Below are 17,702 nucleotides of genomic sequence, written 5' to 3' on the forward strand. Positions count from 1 at the left end.
TTGATCCGGCAGTTGTATTCCGGATTTTTATTTTATTTTTTCGCGGATCATACTCAGTGCATCTTCATCTGCCACAACCGTGAGATCCGGGTGAAGCTGCAGGATAGATGCCGGAACCTTCGGTGTGATCGGTCCGTACAGGGAATTATACAGGGCTTCTGCCTTGGATGTTCCCGTTGCCACAAGAAGGATCTTTTTTGCAGCCATGATATTCCCGATTCCCATAGTGTAGGCCTGTTTCGGGACCTCATCCATGCTTTCAAAAAACCTTGAATTGGCTCTGATGGTACTTTCTGTCAGATCCACACAATGGGTTTCTTTTTCAAAGGCATCTCCTGGTTCATTGAAGCCGATGTGTCCGTTCCCGCCGATACCAAGCAGCTGCATATCCATACCTCCGGTTTGCCGGATGATTTCGTTATACTGTGCACATGCCTTATCGCTATCCTCTTCCAGTCCGTCAGGCACAAAGGTCCGTGCTTTGTCAATATTTACATGGTCAAAGAGATTATGATCCATAAAATAGCGGTAGCTCTGGTCATTGTCGCCGGAAAGTCCCTTGTACTCATCCAGATTCACACTTGTCACCCTGGAAAAATCCAGATCCCCTTTTTTGTACCATTCTACCAGTTGTGCATACATGCCCACAGGCGTGGAACCGGTAGCCAGTCCAAGAACTGCATCCGGTTTCATGATAATCTGTGCAGACATGATATTGGCTGCTTTTCTGCTTACATCCTGATAATCTTTTCCTGCGTAAATAATCATAGTTTTTTCCTCAGCTCTTATTCTGCGATCAGTTTATCCAGAAGCTCCTTGGCCATACGGATATCTTTTTTCTGTTCCTCACCGGAGATCTCACGCTCAATGGTAATATCTCCCTGATAACCGATCTCTTTCAGCTTTGCAATAAATGCAGAATAATTTACTTTACCCTGGCCAAGGGGAACCTCATCACCCAGATGATGTCCATCTGTTGGATATTTTCCATCTTTTCCGTGAATTCCCATGACATACTCACCGAAAACCTCCAGAGCATCTACCGGATTTGCCTTTCCGTACATGATCAGGTTTGCAGGATCAAGGTTAATTCCCACATTTCCTTTTCCGACAGCTTTCTCAATATCCTGGATCGCACGCTTTAATGTTACAGGAGTCTCCTGTCCTGTTTCAAACAGGAAGTTCTGACCATTTTCCTTACATTTTTCCACAATAGCCTTACATGCAACCAATACTTCCTCGTATTTCGGGTCGTATGGATTTTCCGGCATATAGCCAACGTGTGTTGCCAGGTCTGTCACATGGATCTTTTTCGCAAAGTCAGAACCTTCCATAAGCATCTTCAGTCTCTCAACTCTGTAATCAGACGGAATCAGGCCAAGTGTCAGCTGTCCTTCATAGAAATCCCATACTCTGCGGCCTTCCCATCCGCACCAGAATGCGGTTGCGTGGATCCCGTATTTCTCCAGACCTTTATTAATAGCCTCTGCCATAGCATCGTCCTGAAGTGTTGGACGATCCCAACATACCAGCTGGCAGCTATCCACACCCATTTCCTTCAGCTCCGCAAATTTTGCATCAATATCTGTATTGCTTGTAAATTCGATCAAAACTCCAACTTTCATAGGTTCTGTTCTCCTTCCAGTATTATCTCATATTATACTACTTATACCACCAAGATCAGCCTTTTACCGCACCGGCAGTAATACCACCTACAATATGCTTCTGCATCACAACAAAGAAGATAAGACTCGGTATCATGGACATTACGATTCCGGGAAGTGCATGCTCCCAGTCTGCTGTCTGTGCGGAAAACTGCATGTACAGTGCATTCTGGATATTCATTGCCACTGTGTTTCCGCCAACGATCAGCTGGTTGGTGATGATATCATTCCAGGTTGCCAGTGCATCCAAAACAACGACCGTCGTGAGGATCGGTTTCAGAAGCGGAAGTACAATGCTGAAATAGGTGCGGATCTTACCTGCGCCGTCAATACATGCACACTCTTCCAGATCGATAGGAACATTTTTTACAAATCCATGGATCATGTATACTGCCAGAGGCATACATAAGCCCACACTTACCAGAATATATCCGGTTCTTGTTCCAGTCAGTTTCACGTTGGAAACCAGTCTTGTCAAGGTGATCATGTAAGACTGGAACGGAACCATCATCGGCATGATGATCAGAACAAAGCATATTTTGCTAAGTCTGCTTTTTGTTCTTGCGAGCTTATAGGCTGCCATCGGCGCCATAAGCACTACCAGGATGACAGTGCAGAATGTATAAAGCAATGTATTAAAGATCAGAGACGGGAAATCGAATTTCGTCCAGGTCTCCATATACATCTTCAGGCTCCATGACTTGGGCAGAGCCAGAAAGTCCTGCAGCATATCATTATAGGGTTTAAATGAGTTTATAAAGATCAATACCAGCGGCATCAGCCAGAAGATCGCACATACAAAAATAATGATCGTCAGTGCATTCACCTGCCGCAGGTTCTTTGGTTTCTTCTTCATTATGCCTCAACCTCCTTACTCTTGGTAATCTTCATCTGAATTGCTGTAATGATCAGAACAAATACTACAAATACAAGAGATTTGGCAGTAGCAAGACCATATTTGCTGTTAACAAAAGCTTCCTTATAAATATTATACGCAACGGAAACAGTTGAATTCGCAGGTCCGCCCTTTGTAAATACCATGATAATATCGAATAACTTAAACGCAAATGTCATTGATGTCAGCATACAGATCGAGATCGCAGGCATGATCATCGGAATTGTGATCTTGCGGAATACCTGGAAAGAGGTTGCTCCGTCGATTCTTGCCGCTTCCAGAAGCTCTCCCGGAACTGCAATGATTCCTGCGATATAATTGACCATGTAAAAACCAAGATTCTGCCATACTGCCATGACAACAACCACATAAAAAGCAAGCTTCGGTGTTCCAAGCCAGCTCCAGTTAAAGAATTCCCATCCTGTAACACTGTAAAGAGCCTCAAAGCCAGGTCCCAGGATAAATTTCCAGATCAGACTGATCGCTGTCAGACTGATGATATAAGGAATATAATAAAAAGCACGACCAAGACTGTTCACTTTGTTCTCACGTGCCATTACGATAGCGACTGTGAGAGAAACAATGTTTACGATAACAACATAAAATACTGCAAATTTAAGAGTAAATCTGACACCTTTCCAGAAAAGCGGGTCAGCAGTAAAGATCTTCACATAGTTGGCAAGTCCTACAAATTCCATGTTCTTGCCGATTCCATTCCAATTAAATACCGAATAGTACAGATTCATTACAAATGGAATATCTGTGGCAAACAGTACAAAAACGACTGCCGGAAAGACAAACAATGCAAAAATTGCCAGATCCTTTGTTTTTTTGTTTTTCAATCCTATCCCCTCCAGAAATTCATTTTTTCTTTGGTTTATATTTGGGAAACAGGCAAAGCTGCTGCCTGTCTCCCTCTTTTGTCAGTTACATTCCGTCAGCCCAAAATCAACAAATCTGTTTCTCTTCGGCTCCTGGAGTTCCTTGTTACTCTGCTGATGTCCAGAAATCCTGGAAGAGCTGTGTTACTTCATCTGCGCTCATGTCTCCAAGCATGTAAGACTGAAGATACGGACCACACTCATCTGCGTAGCTGCCAGGAGCAATTGTATGGATCCAGCCGTTTGTCTTTCCAGCATCGATATAGGTCTTAGCATCATTTGCAAGAGCGCCGGTTACTTTCATGTCAGACTTTGCACCAGGAACAGCGCCTACACCTTCTGCCATCCATTTCTGGCCTTCTTCGGAGGTAAGGATAAACTCACAATACTCTTTTGCAAGATCCAGATTCTTGGAATCTTTGTTTACAATATAAGTCCAGTTACAGGAGGATAATACAGTTGCATCATCTTCACCGGAGCCTACCGGGAATGGAAGGAATGCAAGATTTGCATCCGGATTAAAGGAATCCAATGTAGACTGGCACCAGTCACCCATATGGATCATAGCTGCTTCGCCGTTTGCAAGCATATTCTCTGATGTCTCCCAGTCAACCTCAAGCGGCTTATCCGGACCATACTCTACAGCAAGATCGAGAAACTTGTAAAGGTTCTCCCAGTTAGGCATATCTGCAAATGATGTCTCTCCGGATTTGATCGCATCTACTGTCTCAGCAGCTGTTTTGTCTTTGTCGATCATGAAATGTGTTGCAACCTGTCCTAATACCCATGTTTCCTTTGAAGCAAGCGCAAACGGAGTGATACCTGCATCCTTCAGCTTCTTGCATGCCTCTTCCAGCTCATCCATGTTTGTCGGAAGCTTGTCGATACCAGCTTTCTCAAAGCAGTCTTTGTTGTAGATCAGACCCATGTTCTCATAGGTCCATGGAAGAGATTTTACATTTCCCTCATCATCTTTTCCAAGGTTTACAGCGTCCTCATTGAATTTGTCCAGAACCTCTGTATCATTGCTCCAGTCATAAGCGTAATCATAGTACATTTTCGCTTTTGTTCCGGCCTCAGCATCAAATACATCCGGTGTATCTCCGGAGTTTACTCTGGACTGAAGCAGTGTGTCATAATCGTTAGCTGCATGCTGTACGTCAACAGTCACACCCGGATGTGATTCCTCGAAGGCTTTTACCATCTCGTCATACTCATCCAGACCATAAGCATGTGCATCAAATACATTCAGTGTTACATTTTCCTCAGCATGTGCAGTTACCCCTCCTGCAACTACCATTGATGAGATCATTGCTGTTGATAACAGAATAGAAATCACTCTTTTTTTCATTTGCATATCCTCCTTTTGAATAGCTTTTTTATTTTTTCTCACTGCCTTCAGTGAAAATTTCATTATTTACTTTCGTGTGCGTTTACATACTCTTTTGCCGCATTCCACTCTTTAATCCCAAGCTGTACGGATCTTACTCCTTCGATCAGAGGAGCAACCTCTACAGGTTTATCTTCTCTGACGCATTCCTGGAAATATTTGATCTCTGTATAATATGGTCCCAGATTGGAGACATTGATTCCCGCCACATCACTCTCGCCTTCATATTCAGCTTTGAGCTCTGGCGTCTCCACAGTTCCGTCTTTCTTATATACTGTCAGGCTCGGTGACTGAGCACCGTTAAATTCTATCGTAGCATCCTCAAAATGTGCACGGAACGCTGCATGGAACTTCATTGCCGATGACTCATCCCAAATACCCTCTGCTGTAGCAAAAACATCTCCGAATTCATACTCCGTGATGATATGATTGATCATGCCACTTTCAAATCTGCTGGCTTTTACCTGGAAGCTGTCCGGCTCACCCAGCATATAACGCAGAAAATCAAGATCATGTACGTGAAGATCCAGCACAACGGAACCACTCTTTTCTTCATTATGGAACCAGTCCTCAAATCCCCATTTCACATCTCCGCTGATACGCTCCATAGTAATGGATTTCAGCTTTCCGAATTTTTCTGTGTCGTAAGCTTCCTTCAGATATTTATATTCCTCAAAGGAACGTACTACCTGGCCTACCATAACCTTCTTCCCGGATCTTTTTTCTGCTTCAAGAAGCATCTGGCAATCCTCTTCGGTCAGACATACCGGTTTTTCCACCAGTACATTCATCCCTTTTTCCAGTGCCTTCACTGCATGTTCTGCATGCAGATAGCTTGGAAGACAGATATGTACAATATCCAGCTGCTCCTTTTCGATCAGTTCCATTCCGTATTCATATGTGGCAGCTTCCGGAAAATATGATGCCGCTTTGTCCAGAAATTCTTTTCTGCAGTCAGACAGGGCAACTACCTCAACATCATCCTCTTTTTCTGATAAGACTTTCAGGGATAAGTAATGAGTCGTTCCCATTCCGCCGCATCCAATCACGCCTATTCTCATCTCTCTACCTCTCTTTATTTGTCCAGTGACCTAACTAATATTCCAAAAAATAAAAGCTTTTTGCAAAAATGTCTGTGTTTCTTGCTACAAGCTCTCTTTTTTGCTGCTCTTAGCTTGGATTTAGGATAGCATCCTTTGCCGTATCTGTCAACATTCTTTCCCGTTTTTCCGTCTTTCAATGTGCATTTCTTGTATAATAAACAATATTTCAAGTATTTTTTTGTGCATTTTGCGCATTTGTAATCAATTATTCCTGTCGCTGTACTATTTATCTCCATTTTTTTACCAGTCTTCCAAAAAAATGCCTGTGTTATATTGCTCTTCATTTTAGAATTGTCGTATTTTTACATTTTTTCTTCTATGATAGTCAATATTTTCTTTGTACAGCCACATATTGATTATTTTCTGTATCTATGATAGGATATATTTAGTGCGGAGACTTTACTAATATTTTTCGGTACCGTTTATTTTTAAAGGATTGGAGATGAAAAGAAACTATGAAACTTGTTAATCAGCAGGTTATTAAGAACACGAATATGAAACGGCTCTATACTTCCATCTATTCCAGTCCCGGAATATCCAGAGCACACCTTGCCAAGCAGACGAAGCTCAGCAAAACAACCGTATCTACTCTTGTAGATGAACTGATCGAACGGGGATTCATTGTGGACAGCGGTATCGGAGAATCCGACAGCATCGGACGTAAGCCGAACTGCCTTCAGGTCCGGATGAACAGCTACTACGTTGTTGTCATGAACTGGCATGAAAATGCTGTCGAAGCTTATCTTGTGGACATTGCCGGTACTTCCGTCTTTCATGAATCACGGAAGCTTTCCGAAGATGAAAATCATGTCGCATGCTCCGGCTCCTGTTTCCGGGAATCCATTCTGGAACACTGTGCTCCTGACCGTATCCTTGGCATCTGCATAGTAATGTCCGCCATGATCGACGCCTCCAGCAATGAAGTATATTCCACGACCCTGAATCTGCCTTCCATGGAAAGCACTCAGATCATTAAATCTCTGAAGACTGCATTCCCGGGATACCCGGTTGATCTTCTCAATGATACCGCCTGCTATTCCTACGCAGAAAAGGTCTATGGTAATATAAAAGAGAAAAATTTTGCTTTTCTCAATTTCGGCCGCGGCATCGGTGCCACCCTTTTCACAGAAGGGAGTATGCTCGGAACTGCCAGCGGTTCCTTTACCCAGTTCGGCCATTATTCCATTGATCCTCACGGTCCGGAATGTATCTGCGGAAATCACGGATGTCTGGAAGTTATGATCTCGGAGCAGGCTCTGAAAAACAGGATCCCGGAATTCGGACAGATTCCATCCTTAAGCGCACTTTCAGAAATCACCTTCTCAGATCTGGGAAAGGCTGCCACCTTCCGCGATCCAACCGCTCTTGCTATGGTAAAGGAGATGGCATGGGAGCTGTCCATCGCCCTGAGTAATCTGATCAGTACCGTAAATCCATCTCTGATCGTTCTTGGCGGAAAGATTCCGGATCTTGGCGAATATTTTCTCAATGAAGTACGGGAAGACCTGAAAAAAACCGGGTTCCGCAGGATGGTAGATAACGTGACTGTCCGTTACTCCCAGCTCCAGAGTGATTCGTTCCTGAACGGAGCCATGAAATACTTTTTTGATATCCACTATTCTTTTACAAATCAGGATCCGACAAATTTTTTTATCGGATGATATAAGGAGGAAGCCATGAAAAAACTGAAAGCTGCTATTGTAGGCTGCGGCCGTATTTCTGTCTCTTATGCGGATGCATTCCATCGTCTCAGCGATGAAGTAGAATTAGTATATGCCGTTGACAAAGATCCAGCTCTTGCCAAAGCCTTTGCAGAGGAATTTAACTGTTCCTGGACTACGGACTTTGATGAAATCCTGGATAAGGATATTGATGTGGTACATCTCTGTCTGCCGCATTTCCTGCACCCGGTCATGGCCATCAAAGCCATGAAAGCCGGCATTAACGTCCTTACCGAAAAGCCCATTGCCACCTGTCTTCAGGATGCAGACAGAATGATCCGTACCGCCGAAGAAACTCATGTAAAGCTGGGCGTTATCTTCCAGACACGTTACACAAAAAGTGTGGAAAAGCTCCGCGAAATGATCCAGCGGGGTGATTTCGGAAAAATCCTTACCGCACGTTCCTATCTGACCTGGAACCGTCCGCTCGACTATTACAGCGGAAGTGACTGGAAGGGAACATGGGACAAAGAGGGCGGCGGTGTTCTCATCGACCAGGCGATCCACAGCATTGATCGTGTTCGATATATGCTGGATTCCGATGTGGAATGGATCGACGGAAGTATCCATAATTATGTCCACCATTTTGTAAAGGTAGAGGATGCCGCAGACGCTGCTATCATGTTCAAAAACGGCTGTCTTTATAATCTATATGCATGCAACATTTACGGAGCCGATTCCCCGATCAATATTGAACTGATCGGAGAAAAAGGACGCCTGGGTCTTAAGCAGGACATGGGCTATTACGAGCTGGACGGCACCTATGCCGAGATCCGAAACACTTATGAGACCACAAATGTGGGCCCTGATTACTGGGGAAGCAGCCATCACCTGCAGATCCGTGACTTCTATCGTTCCGTCCGTGAGGATCTTCCCGTTGCCATCGACGGACTGGAAGGCAGAAAAACCCTGGAAATGGTAAAAGGAATCTACCTTTCCTCTGCTAGAAGAGAACGCATCTCTCTCCCCTTTGAGGATGTAACCTACAGTGATCTGAACCAGCCGGTGAAATAACTACGTCACTATTCTGTAACTATAAAAAACGGATGCTTTATCTCCTGCAGCATTTCCACAGGAGGATAAAGCATCCGTTTTTAATATTCTTATATTTGTAATGTTATTATAATGTCTTTGAAAGAAACTCTCGAAGTCTTTTATTCTTTGGATTTGCAAAGAATTCCTTAGGAGAATTTTCTTCCTGGATCTTTCCTTCATCAATGAAGAGGACTCTGGTTGCCACCTCGCGGGCAAAGCCCATCTCATGAGTTACCACAACCATGGTCATGCCGGATCTTGCAAGCTCCTGCATCAGTTCCAGGACCTCTCCTACCATCTCCGGATCAAGAGCAGATGTAGGCTCATCAAACAGCATCACGTCCGGATTCATGGCAAGAGATCTTGCAATGGCGATACGCTGCTTCTGACCGCCGGAAAGCATGTCCGGATAGGAATCTGCCTTATCCGGAAGACCTACTCGCTCCAGAAGCTCCAGTGCCGTTTTTTCAGCCTCTTCCTTACTCATAAGATTCAGAGTCACAGGTGCGAGCATAATGTTCTCTTTTACTGTCTTATGTGGAAAAAGATTAAACTGCTGGAATACCATTCCGATCTTCTGACGATGACGGTTGATATCCACCTTGGAATCTGTGATGTCGGTTCCCTCAAAGAGGATTTTTCCCCCGGTCGGCTCCTCAAGGAGATTCAGGGAACGGAGGAATGTAGATTTACCACAGCCGGATGGTCCGATAATGGCTACTACTTCACCTCTGCGGATCTGTGTGGTGATCCCGTTGAGAACCTGATTGCCGCCATAGGCCTTTTCAAGTCCCTGTACATCCAGAAGCACTTCATTACTTACGCTCATTGGTTCTCAGCCTCCTTTCAAGTCTTCCTACCAGATAGGTAAGAAAACAAACGATCACAAGATAGATCGCAGCTACTACCAGCAGCGGGAACAGTGCACTGTAGGTCTGGCTTCGGATAATGTCTCCGCCACGGGTCAGATCCATAAGTCCGATATAACCACTGATGGATGTCTCCTTCAAAAGTACAATCAGCTCGTTTCCAAGGGCCGGCAGGATGTTCTTGACCGCCTGCGGAAGAATGATCTTGATCATAGTCTGTGTATAGTTAAGACCCAAGCTCCGTCCTGCCTCAAACTGTCCCTGATCAATAGACATGATACCGGAACGGACGATCTCAGCCACGTATGCAGCAGAGTTCATACCAAAGGCGATAATGGCAACAACTATCTTACCCGGATCTATGGTTGCAAAAATAACATAAAATACGATCAGCAGCTGTACCATCGTTGGTGTACCGCGGATCACAGTCAGATAAACACGACAGATCACATTAAGGATCTTAAGCTTACCTGTCTTATCATGTGTAGAACGGACAATAGCAATGACAAATCCCAGAAAAATACCAAGAAGTACAGCAAAAAAAGTAATGATGATGGTATTTTTCAGACCGGACAAAATGAACTGCCAGCGATTGTCGTCCAGAAAGTTAAACTGAAACTGTTCAATAAGACTCAAAATTTCCACCCTTTCCAAAACTACAGGTTCCGAAATCCGGAAAACATACCCGGATATCCGGAACCTGATCATTCGCTACTGAACCCTGCAACGAATATCTGTTTCTCAGCTTATCCGTTCAGAATCCTCTGATTTCTCTGTGCAAAATTATTTCTTTACAATAACAACCTGCTCTGCAGTTGTGTACGGATCAGTGAAATCAACGCTCTTTTTACGATCCTCTGTTACTGTCATTCCTGCAGCACCAAAATCAGCTTTTCCGGATTTAACAGAATTTACGATCGCATCAAACTCCATATCCTCGACCTTCAGCTCATATCCAAGCTTGTCGCAGACAGCCTGAGCGATATCAACATCAATACCTACGATCTTATCTCCGTCATAGTATTCGTATGGCTGGAAGGTTGCGTTTGTTGCCATGGTAAGAGTTCCCTTGGAGTGATCTGCTTCCTTAGGAGTCTCATACGGTGTCTTACCTGCATCATCACCGATGTAGTTATCTCTGATGGAATCCAGAGTTCCGTCATCCTTCAGCTCCTTCAACGCTTCGTTGAACTCTTTGGTAAGGTCTGCATTATCTTTGGAAAGACAGATTGCATACTCCTCTTTATCAAAAATATCCTCAACGATCTCAAGATCATCGTTTTTCTCAACAAATTTCTTAGCAGGCTCGCTGTCGATCACTACGCAGTCAATCTTACCCTGTTTCAGAGCCATAACAGCGTCATTACCTTTGTTGTATCTCTCTACTGTTGCGTCTTTAACCTCTGTAGCGTCTGCATCACCGGTTGTTCCAAGCTGAACACCGATCTTCTTACCCTCCAGATCATCTGCGCTCTTGATCTCATCTGCTGCAAAAACAGCGGATGTCATAGAAACTGTCATAGCTGCTGCAAGTGCAAGTGCCATAAATTTTCTCTTCATTTTTTCTTCCTCCTGAATTCTATGTACTTTACGTTAACTGTCTCTCTGCTTGTGTCAGTCCAATTCGTAATGTACAGCATAATTATACATCTCCATGCATATTACTTTGTTTTATGATACCATGTTTCTGACAAAATGCAAGCACATAAAATCCATAAATACGAAAATCCACTTCTAATTTACCGGAATTCCACAGGGAAAATTCACTTTTCGATAACAATTGTCCAATATACTATACTATTAAAGGCAACAAATGGAAAAAACCTGCGTGTTTTTTTCATGTGGGTCTTGTGCTCCAACAGAAAAAACAAGTATAATATTCAGAAACAAGAGGAGGCTACTATTATGAAATTCACGAAAATGCACGGCATTGGAAACGATTATGTATATGTAAACTGTTTTGAGGAAACTGTTAAGGATCCGGCCGCAGTGGCAAAATTTGTCAGCGACCGTCATTTTGGCATTGGTTCCGATGGGCTGATCCTGATCCGCCCGTCGAAGATTGCAGACTGCGAGATGGATATGTACAATCTGGACGGCTCTCAGGGTGCCATGTGCGGAAACGGTATCCGCTGCGTTGCCAAATATGTCTATGACCACGGCATTGTGGACAAAACTTCTTTAAGCATCGCCACAAGAAGCGGTATCAAATATGTGGATCTTACTATCCGCGACGGCAAGGCCTCCATGGTAAAAGTCAACATGGGCTCCCCGATCCTCACTGCAAAAGAGATCCCGGTGGTTTCCGAAACCGAGCAGGTGATCGACGCTCCCATCACCGTCGACGGAAAAGAATATCACATGACCGCAGTTTCCATGGGTAATCCTCATGCCATCATCTACGTAGACGATGTGGACAGCCTTGACCTGGAAAAGATCGGCCCGTCCTTTGAAAATCACGTATGCTTCCCGGACAGAGTCAACACTGAGTTTGTTCAGGTGATCGACCGCCACACCGTAAAGATGCGTGTATGGGAGCGTGGCTCCGGAGAAACCCTTGCCTGCGGCACAGGTGCCTGCGCAGTTACGGTAGCTTCCATCCTCAATGACAAGGTTGATGGCAGTAAGCCGGTTACTGTACAGCTTCTTGGCGGAGACTTAAACATCTCCTGGGAAAGAGATGAAAACCTTGTATATATGACAGGACCTGCAACTACGGTGTTTGACGGAGAGATCGATCTTGGATTTTTAGGTGAATAAATGAAAATGGAGGGAGCTTTTCGAAGCTCCCTCCTGCGTATTATATTTCCGCATATCCCCTCTTCAAATAAATACCAGAATCCTCTCCACGATAAACACCGCCGCACATGCCAGCAGGGCTACTGTGATCAGGCTTTTTTCCTTATATGCAGCAATAAGTGCTACCAGGAAACCTGCTGCACCGGAGATGATGCTGTCTGTGGCCTTCAGGATGGCCGGGAAGGTCATGGCTGCCAGACAGGCATATGGCACATAATACAGAAAGGACTTGATAAACGGGCTTCTGATCTCGTTTTTTGCAAGAGCAAGGGGCAGCATACGGATGAGATAGGTGACAATTGCCATCACCAGGATATAAAGATATACATTATGACTCATGAACGGCTTCCCCTTTCTCTTCCAGCGGGCAGAAATAAGCTGCCAGGCCTGCTACCAGAAGTGTTGTGATAATGATCATAAATCCGGATGATACCTGTTTTAACACCGGTGTCACCGCAAAAACAGTACTGACTGCCATGGATGCCACAACCACCCCAAGAACCGGTCTGCTCTTTTTGGACGGCGGGATGATGATGGCCAGAAACATTCCGTAAATGGCAACGCTCAACGCACTAAGCATAAAATCCGGCAAAAGGCTTCCGGAGATTCCTCCTGCCAGAGTTCCAAGAGTCCATCCGGGAATTGCCACGCACATGGCTCCGTAATTATAAAATACGCTGACCTTTCCCTCCTGAGCCGCACTGATCCCGAAAATTTCATCGGTGATACCAAAAGCAGCGATGTATTTCAGGATACCGGACTCCTCACGCCGGAATTTCTGGGACAGGGAAAATGACATCAGGCAGTATCTCAGGTTGATGATCAGCTGGGTCATTGCCATCTCCCACATGGAGCCTCCCGCAAAAATAATGTCCAGTCCCGCAAACTGACCGGCCGATGTCAGGTTGGTCAGGGAGATCAGAACTGCCTGCCAGATACGCAAGCCGCCGGCAACAGCCATCATGCCAAAGGTAAAGGATACCGCAAAATATCCAAGAGCGATGGGAACTCCATCCTTCATACCTTTTCTGAAACTTTCTCTTTTCATCGATTTCCTCCATTGTATGTACATTCCGTTATAAAACGCAACTATGAAAAGCACCTTTGCAGGCTTCTCCGATCTGTGCAGCGATCACCAGCGTCTCGTCTTACAGCGATCCAATAAATTAGTGCATCGCTATAGTTCGTTGTACATGTAAATAAGAGCGTGCCCGGAAACTTTTCTGTTTCCTGACACGCCCCTTTATTGTAGCATTGCCATATCAAAACTTCAATACTTCACAGCAAACACAGCTGTGCTTTTTCACCGATTTTATGCTTTTTCCACTATTTTATAGTAAGATCTGGCTGTCATGGAGTAGATCAGTCCATAGACCAGCGCAAAGGCCAGAACCGTTCCCGCAGTGCAGCCCACGTACAATTTTGTATTGGCCATTCCGAACAGCAGCAGGAGCCGGCGGATCAGCGGAAATGCCATGGAAATATGCACCATTGCCATCACAAGCGGGATAAAAAATACCAGAAGGATCTGTCTGCGGATAGCTCCTTTCACCTCTCTGCGGCTCATACCTACTTTCTGCATGATCTGGAACCTTCCCTGATCTTCGTAGCCCTCTGAGATCTGTTTGTAGTAAATGATCATCGCCGTTCCCATAAGGAACAGTGCTCCCAAAAAGATTCCAATAAACAGGATCGTTCCATTATCTACATAATACGTTTCGTACTCACTCTGGCGGACACCACCGATCACGATGGTATTCTCTGAAAAGCCACCGCTTCTGCAGTAATCTTTCAGTGCCTGATAAACAGCCTGGCCATACCGGATCTTTTCCTCCCCGCTGCCACGGATATCTACACCCAAATGAACTGTGAGATCTTTTCCAGCCTCGTAGGCATCAAGACCTTCATACATCTTTGTCCGAAGCCCGTCAATATACTCGAAATCGGAATCCGTCACAACAATTGCCGCCATATTGGATACCAGATTGTTCATGGCACTTAAAGGTGCTTTTTCCAGCCATTTTTTTACTGCAAAATCCCGGTCATCAATTTTTAATATGTCTTTTTCCTTTTCAGACGGATACCAGGCAAAGATCTCGCCGTCGTGAAGATCTGTTTTTTCACCGGTAAGTTTCTCATACTCAGACTGACGGATCGTATACAGATCTACGGATTTTCCATCTTCTGAGTAACTGTAAGCCTGTCCGATCATAATACCGTTTTTTTCCTGCCTGCAGCCGATCTCGAGATAAGTTTCGTCCACTGTTTTTTCTGCCGGCACCTGATCATTTTTGATTGCCTGTGCAAAAACTTTCTGAATCTGTTCACTCTGTTCCTGGCTGATGCCCGAAATCCTGGCATCCGTATCAAAAGGATACCGGTTCACCATGATGTCACCCATTCCAAAATACAGCGACACAGTCATAGAAAGAAGCAGGAGCACTCCTGTACTTAAAATACAGATGCTGGCCAGGCCTGCCGCATTTTGTTTCATACGATAGATCATGCCGGAGACACTGATAAAGTTGCCGGTTTTATAGTAGAACTTTTTGTTCTTTCGCAAAAGTTTCAGGATTACAATGCTTCCTGCGGTAAAAAGAAGATACGTTCCTGCCATAACCAGAATCACTGCCAGAAGAAAAATGAAAATTGCCTGGATTGGGGATTCCGTGGTTACTGCCAGATAATATCCCACTCCAAGAGAAATCATCCCCAGAAGTGCCATGAGCCATTTTGCCCGGGGCTCCTTCTCTCCTGTGTTTCCGCCTCTCAGAAGTTCTATGGGGTTATTCATCCTTACTCTGGTAAGATTCAGTGCCAGAATAACAAGAAAAATCCCTCCAAATCCTGCGATGCAAAACAGGATTCCTGTAATGGAAACATAAAATCCCAGCACTGCCGGAACATGAAGAAAACGGAAAAGCAAAAGCAGGGAGAGCTTGCTTCCAAGGATGCCAATCCCGATCCCTGCCGTCAGAGAAAGCAGCGAAGTCATGATTGTTTCCAGAAACATCACTTTTCCGATATGGCCTTTTTCCAGTCCCAGAATGTTGTAAAGCCCGATTTCTTTCTGTCTGTGTTTCATGAGAAAACTGTTGCTGTAGATCAGAAAGATAACGCAGAAAATTCCAACAACCACTTCACCGGTTCCTACGATCATCCTCACTTCTGCTGCCTGGGGCACTGCTTTCTCCAATGTGGGACAGTCCCGCAGAAATTCCATCATATACATCATGGCAATGCAGAAAATGCAGGTAAGCATATAGGGAACATAGGTGCTCCGGTTATTCCGGATGTTCTGCACTGCCAGTTTTCCAAACATTCCTTTACGCATAGGTCTCACCGCCTGTCGTAAGGATCGTCAGGGTATCTGCAATCATCTGGTACATTTCCTGTCTTGTTTTTGTGCCACAGTAGATCTGGTGGAACACTTCGCCATCCTTGATAAAAAGTACTCTGGATGCGTGGCTGGCGGCCTGCGCGCTGTGAGTTACCATGAGAATGGTCTGGCCTTCCCGATTTACCTCATTGAACATGGAAAGAAGATCGGAGGCTGCACGGGAATCCAGGGCTCCGGTCGGTTCGTCCGCAAGGATCAGCTTCGGATCTGTGATCAGTGCCCTTGCAACTGCTGCTCTCTGCTTCTGTCCGCCGGAAACCTCGTAGGGGAATTTTTCCAGAAGCTGGTTGATGTGAAGGGCTTTTGCAATGGGACGGATCTTCTGCTCCATCTCCTGATAATCTTCCCCTGCCAGCACGAGAGGAAGATAAATATTGTCCCGGAGGCTGAAGGTGTCCAGAAGATTGAAATCCTGGAACACGAAGCCTAAGTTCTTCCGACGGAATGCGGAAATTTCTTTTTCTGTCAGGTGAGTAATGCTTTTTCCTTCCAGAAGCACTTCGCCGGATGTGGGGCGGTCCAGGGCTGCCAGAATATTCAGAAGTGTTGTTTTTCCGGAACCGGACTCTCCCATGATCGCCACATATTCTCCTTCTTCCACCGAAAATGTCACATTGAAAAGTGCCTGCACTTTATTTCCGCCGAAGCGGGTGCTGTATATCTTTTTTACATTTGTTACTTCCAGTAATGCCATACGCTAATTCCTTTCTTATCTGTATTTACAGCGATCCAGGGAGTCGTGCATCATGTTCTAAAGCGATCGAACCTGATGTAAGAATTACCCGAAACGCTATGTTATGGTTTCAGTATAAGAAAATTCTCCGGCGGCTGCCATCGAAGTAGCTTACATTTTACGGAGGAAGCTTACATTTGTGTAAGGTTAATACATCTCCAGATCTTTTTTCCACAGGCTCATCCGAACTTCCGTGCCTTTATCCACCTGGGAATCCACAGTGATCTCGTGACCCAGTTTTCTCAGGATCTTCCGGCTTAAATACAGACCGATCCCGGTAGCACGGTTGTCCTCCCGTCCATTGACGCCTGTGTAGCCTTTTTCGAAGATGCGCGGAAGATCCTCCGGCTGGATTCCGATGCCGGAGTCTGCGATGACCAGAGTTGCCGGGGCCGTATTACAAATCCCCGGGGCCGTATTCTGCTTCAAATTTGGATTCTCAGATACCCTGTTTCCACGCTCATCCTCCAGCCAGATTTCAATGCCGCCCGTTCTTGTATATTTCAACGCATTGGAAAGAATCTGTCCAATGACAAAACCAAGCCATTTTTCATCGGTAAGAACGATCGCATCTGTCCCCTCATATGATAACGAAAGCTTTTTTGACACAAAGATCCCTGCGTATTTATGGATCTGCTCCCGGATGATCCGATCCAGCGAGCATCGGGTCAGCTTCAGATCGGCAGACATGTCCTCCGTGCGAAGGTAGCCCAGCACCATCTCCACATACTGTTCAATGCGAAAAAGCTGTGCCAGGGACTCCCGGTTCTCCTCCGGCTCCTCCCGAAGCAGCAGGCGTAGAGCAAAGATCGGCGTCTTGATCTGATGTGCCCACATAGTGTAGTAATCGGTCATTTCTTCCAGAGAACGCTGCCGTTCTGTCTCCGCACCCATCCGCATGCCGTCCAGTTTCCGGATGATATCCCTGTAAAGAAGCTCCACCTCATCGGTGGTCTCGCCCAGCCGGTCCAGATTAATCTCCGGAGCTTTTTCCACCAGGATTAAGTTCTGCACCTTCTGTCTGTAACAGGCATAACCGTATAAAAAAACGGCAGCTCCTGCTCCCAGCCACAGAACTGCCAGATAGACCGCCGCCTCCAGGGGAAGCTGGTACAGGCAGATCACTGCTGTCGACACAGCCGCCATAAAAACACAGGCGATGAAAAAAATTTTTGTCTGTTTTAAATATGCTCGAAATGATTCCATAAAAAC

At 45.2% G+C, this 17,702-nt stretch carries 17 protein-coding genes; 3 read left to right on the top strand and 14 right to left on the bottom strand.

All coding sequences use genetic code 11. The features are described 5' to 3' along the window. Positions 1-27 precede the first annotated feature (27 nt). The 6 genes from nagB to NE671_RS07585 form a co-directional block, all read right to left on the bottom strand. Complete coding sequence (gene nagB / locus NE671_RS07560; protein WP_173740609.1) at positions 28-768, bottom strand: glucosamine-6-phosphate deaminase; 741 nt, start codon at positions 766-768, stop codon at positions 28-30. 17 nt (positions 769-785) lie between these two features. Then, positions 786-1,625: a sugar phosphate isomerase/epimerase family protein gene (locus tag NE671_RS07565; RefSeq protein WP_022426873.1), complete on the bottom strand. Its 840-nt coding sequence runs from the start codon at positions 1,623-1,625 to the stop codon at positions 786-788. A 55-nt stretch (positions 1,626-1,680) separates the two neighbouring features. Continuing rightward, positions 1,681-2,520 (bottom strand): carbohydrate ABC transporter permease, encoded by an 840-nt coding sequence (locus NE671_RS07570; RefSeq protein ID WP_256163832.1) that lies wholly within the window; start codon positions 2,518-2,520, stop codon positions 1,681-1,683. Beyond that, on the bottom strand, positions 2,520-3,401 hold the full coding sequence (locus NE671_RS07575; protein ID WP_173740608.1) for a carbohydrate ABC transporter permease: 882 nt from the start codon (positions 3,399-3,401) through the stop codon (positions 2,520-2,522). Before NE671_RS07575 ends, NE671_RS07570 begins: the two co-directional genes overlap by 1 nt. 145 nt (positions 3,402-3,546) lie before the next feature. Further along, positions 3,547-4,791 carry an ABC transporter substrate-binding protein gene (locus NE671_RS07580; RefSeq protein ID WP_244095971.1) on the bottom strand — a complete coding sequence of 415 codons (1,245 nt, stop codon included), beginning with the start codon at positions 4,789-4,791 and terminating at the stop codon, positions 3,547-3,549. A gap of 62 nt (positions 4,792-4,853) precedes the next feature. After that, positions 4,854-5,891, bottom strand: coding sequence for a Gfo/Idh/MocA family protein (locus NE671_RS07585; protein ID WP_173740606.1), 1,038 nt, complete (start codon positions 5,889-5,891; stop codon positions 4,854-4,856). Positions 5,892-6,388: 497 nt separating this feature from the next. Here NE671_RS07585 and NE671_RS07590 point away from each other — a divergent pair, with 497 nt between their 5' ends. Further along, the gene (locus tag NE671_RS07590) at positions 6,389-7,594 is read left to right on the top strand and encodes an ROK family transcriptional regulator (RefSeq protein ID WP_173740605.1); all 1,206 of its coding nucleotides are present in this window, start codon (positions 6,389-6,391) and stop codon (positions 7,592-7,594) included. Between the two features lie 15 nt (positions 7,595-7,609). After that, positions 7,610-8,668 carry a Gfo/Idh/MocA family protein gene (locus tag NE671_RS07595; RefSeq protein ID WP_173740604.1) on the top strand — a complete coding sequence of 353 codons (1,059 nt, stop codon included), beginning with the start codon at positions 7,610-7,612 and terminating at the stop codon, positions 8,666-8,668. Positions 8,669-8,774: 106 nt separating this feature from the next. On the opposite strand, the gene NE671_RS07600 is transcribed toward NE671_RS07595, so the two are convergent. The 3 genes from NE671_RS07600 to NE671_RS07610 all read right to left on the bottom strand — a co-directional run bounded on the left by NE671_RS07600 (position 8,775) and on the right by NE671_RS07610 (position 11,118). Then, positions 8,775-9,518, bottom strand: coding sequence for an amino acid ABC transporter ATP-binding protein (locus NE671_RS07600; RefSeq protein ID WP_021651603.1), 744 nt, complete (start codon positions 9,516-9,518; stop codon positions 8,775-8,777). Further along, a complete protein-coding gene (locus NE671_RS07605; protein WP_059086976.1) occupies positions 9,505-10,197 on the bottom strand; it encodes an amino acid ABC transporter permease in 693 nt (230 codons plus the stop codon). The genes NE671_RS07600 and NE671_RS07605 overlap by 14 nt, the downstream gene beginning before the upstream one ends. 144 nt (positions 10,198-10,341) lie before the next feature. Continuing rightward, entirely contained in the window at positions 10,342-11,118 is a 777-nt protein-coding gene (locus NE671_RS07610) for a transporter substrate-binding domain-containing protein (protein WP_173740603.1), read from the bottom strand. 345 nt (positions 11,119-11,463) lie between these two features. On the opposite strand from NE671_RS07610, the gene dapF reads away from it, so the two are divergent. After that, entirely contained in the window at positions 11,464-12,318 is an 855-nt protein-coding gene (gene dapF / locus NE671_RS07615; RefSeq protein WP_256163833.1) for a diaminopimelate epimerase, read from the top strand. A 63-nt stretch (positions 12,319-12,381) separates the two neighbouring features. Here dapF and NE671_RS07620 read toward each other — a convergent pair whose 3' ends face one another. From NE671_RS07620 to NE671_RS07640, 5 genes are all read right to left on the bottom strand, one after another. After that, positions 12,382-12,696, bottom strand: a complete 315-nt coding sequence (locus NE671_RS07620; protein WP_256163834.1) for an AzlD domain-containing protein — start codon at positions 12,694-12,696, stop codon at positions 12,382-12,384. After that, positions 12,686-13,405 carry an AzlC family ABC transporter permease gene (locus tag NE671_RS07625; RefSeq protein WP_015526136.1) on the bottom strand — a complete coding sequence of 240 codons (720 nt, stop codon included), beginning with the start codon at positions 13,403-13,405 and terminating at the stop codon, positions 12,686-12,688. The genes NE671_RS07620 and NE671_RS07625 overlap by 11 nt, the downstream gene beginning before the upstream one ends. A 264-nt stretch (positions 13,406-13,669) precedes the next feature. Continuing rightward, positions 13,670-15,691 carry an ABC transporter permease gene (locus NE671_RS07630; protein WP_114002101.1) on the bottom strand — a complete coding sequence of 674 codons (2,022 nt, stop codon included), beginning with the start codon at positions 15,689-15,691 and terminating at the stop codon, positions 13,670-13,672. After that, complete coding sequence (locus tag NE671_RS07635; protein ID WP_173740600.1) at positions 15,684-16,451, bottom strand: ABC transporter ATP-binding protein; 768 nt, start codon at positions 16,449-16,451, stop codon at positions 15,684-15,686. The genes NE671_RS07630 and NE671_RS07635 overlap by 8 nt, the downstream gene beginning before the upstream one ends. Before the next feature lie 186 nt (positions 16,452-16,637). Beyond that, positions 16,638-17,696 carry a sensor histidine kinase gene (locus tag NE671_RS07640; RefSeq protein ID WP_114002100.1) on the bottom strand — a complete coding sequence of 353 codons (1,059 nt, stop codon included), beginning with the start codon at positions 17,694-17,696 and terminating at the stop codon, positions 16,638-16,640. Positions 17,697-17,702: the final 6 nt, after the last annotated feature.

Origin of the sequence: Blautia sp. DFI.9.10 (genome assembly GCF_024461705.1) — a bacterium.
In the GTDB taxonomy this organism is placed as follows: domain Bacteria; phylum Bacillota; class Clostridia; order Lachnospirales; family Lachnospiraceae; genus Blautia_A; species Blautia_A fusiformis.

Coding starts and splice junctions, on each gene's coding strand:
- nagB (WP_173740609.1), bottom strand. CDS start 768: ATGATTATTTACGCAGGAAAAGATTATCAGGATGTAAGCAGAAAAGCA.
- NE671_RS07565 (WP_022426873.1), bottom strand. CDS start 1,625: ATGAAAGTTGGAGTTTTGATCGAATTTACAAGCAATACAGATATTGAT.
- NE671_RS07570 (WP_256163832.1), bottom strand. CDS start 2,520: ATGAAGAAGAAACCAAAGAACCTGCGGCAGGTGAATGCACTGACGATC.
- NE671_RS07580 (WP_244095971.1), bottom strand. CDS start 4,791: ATGAAAAAAAGAGTGATTTCTATTCTGTTATCAACAGCAATGATCTCA.
- NE671_RS07585 (WP_173740606.1), bottom strand. CDS start 5,891: ATGAGAATAGGCGTGATTGGATGCGGCGGAATGGGAACGACTCATTAC.
- NE671_RS07590 (WP_173740605.1), top strand. CDS start 6,389: ATGAAACTTGTTAATCAGCAGGTTATTAAGAACACGAATATGAAACGG.
- NE671_RS07595 (WP_173740604.1), top strand. CDS start 7,610: ATGAAAAAACTGAAAGCTGCTATTGTAGGCTGCGGCCGTATTTCTGTC.
- NE671_RS07600 (WP_021651603.1), bottom strand. CDS start 9,518: ATGAGCGTAAGTAATGAAGTGCTTCTGGATGTACAGGGACTTGAAAAG.
- NE671_RS07610 (WP_173740603.1), bottom strand. CDS start 11,118: ATGAAGAGAAAATTTATGGCACTTGCACTTGCAGCAGCTATGACAGTT.
- dapF (WP_256163833.1), top strand. CDS start 11,464: ATGAAATTCACGAAAATGCACGGCATTGGAAACGATTATGTATATGTA.
- NE671_RS07620 (WP_256163834.1), bottom strand. CDS start 12,696: ATGAGTCATAATGTATATCTTTATATCCTGGTGATGGCAATTGTCACC.
- NE671_RS07625 (WP_015526136.1), bottom strand. CDS start 13,405: ATGAAAAGAGAAAGTTTCAGAAAAGGTATGAAGGATGGAGTTCCCATC.
- NE671_RS07630 (WP_114002101.1), bottom strand. CDS start 15,691: ATGCGTAAAGGAATGTTTGGAAAACTGGCAGTGCAGAACATCCGGAAT.
- NE671_RS07635 (WP_173740600.1), bottom strand. CDS start 16,451: ATGGCATTACTGGAAGTAACAAATGTAAAAAAGATATACAGCACCCGC.
- NE671_RS07640 (WP_114002100.1), bottom strand. CDS start 17,696: ATGGAATCATTTCGAGCATATTTAAAACAGACAAAAATTTTTTTCATC.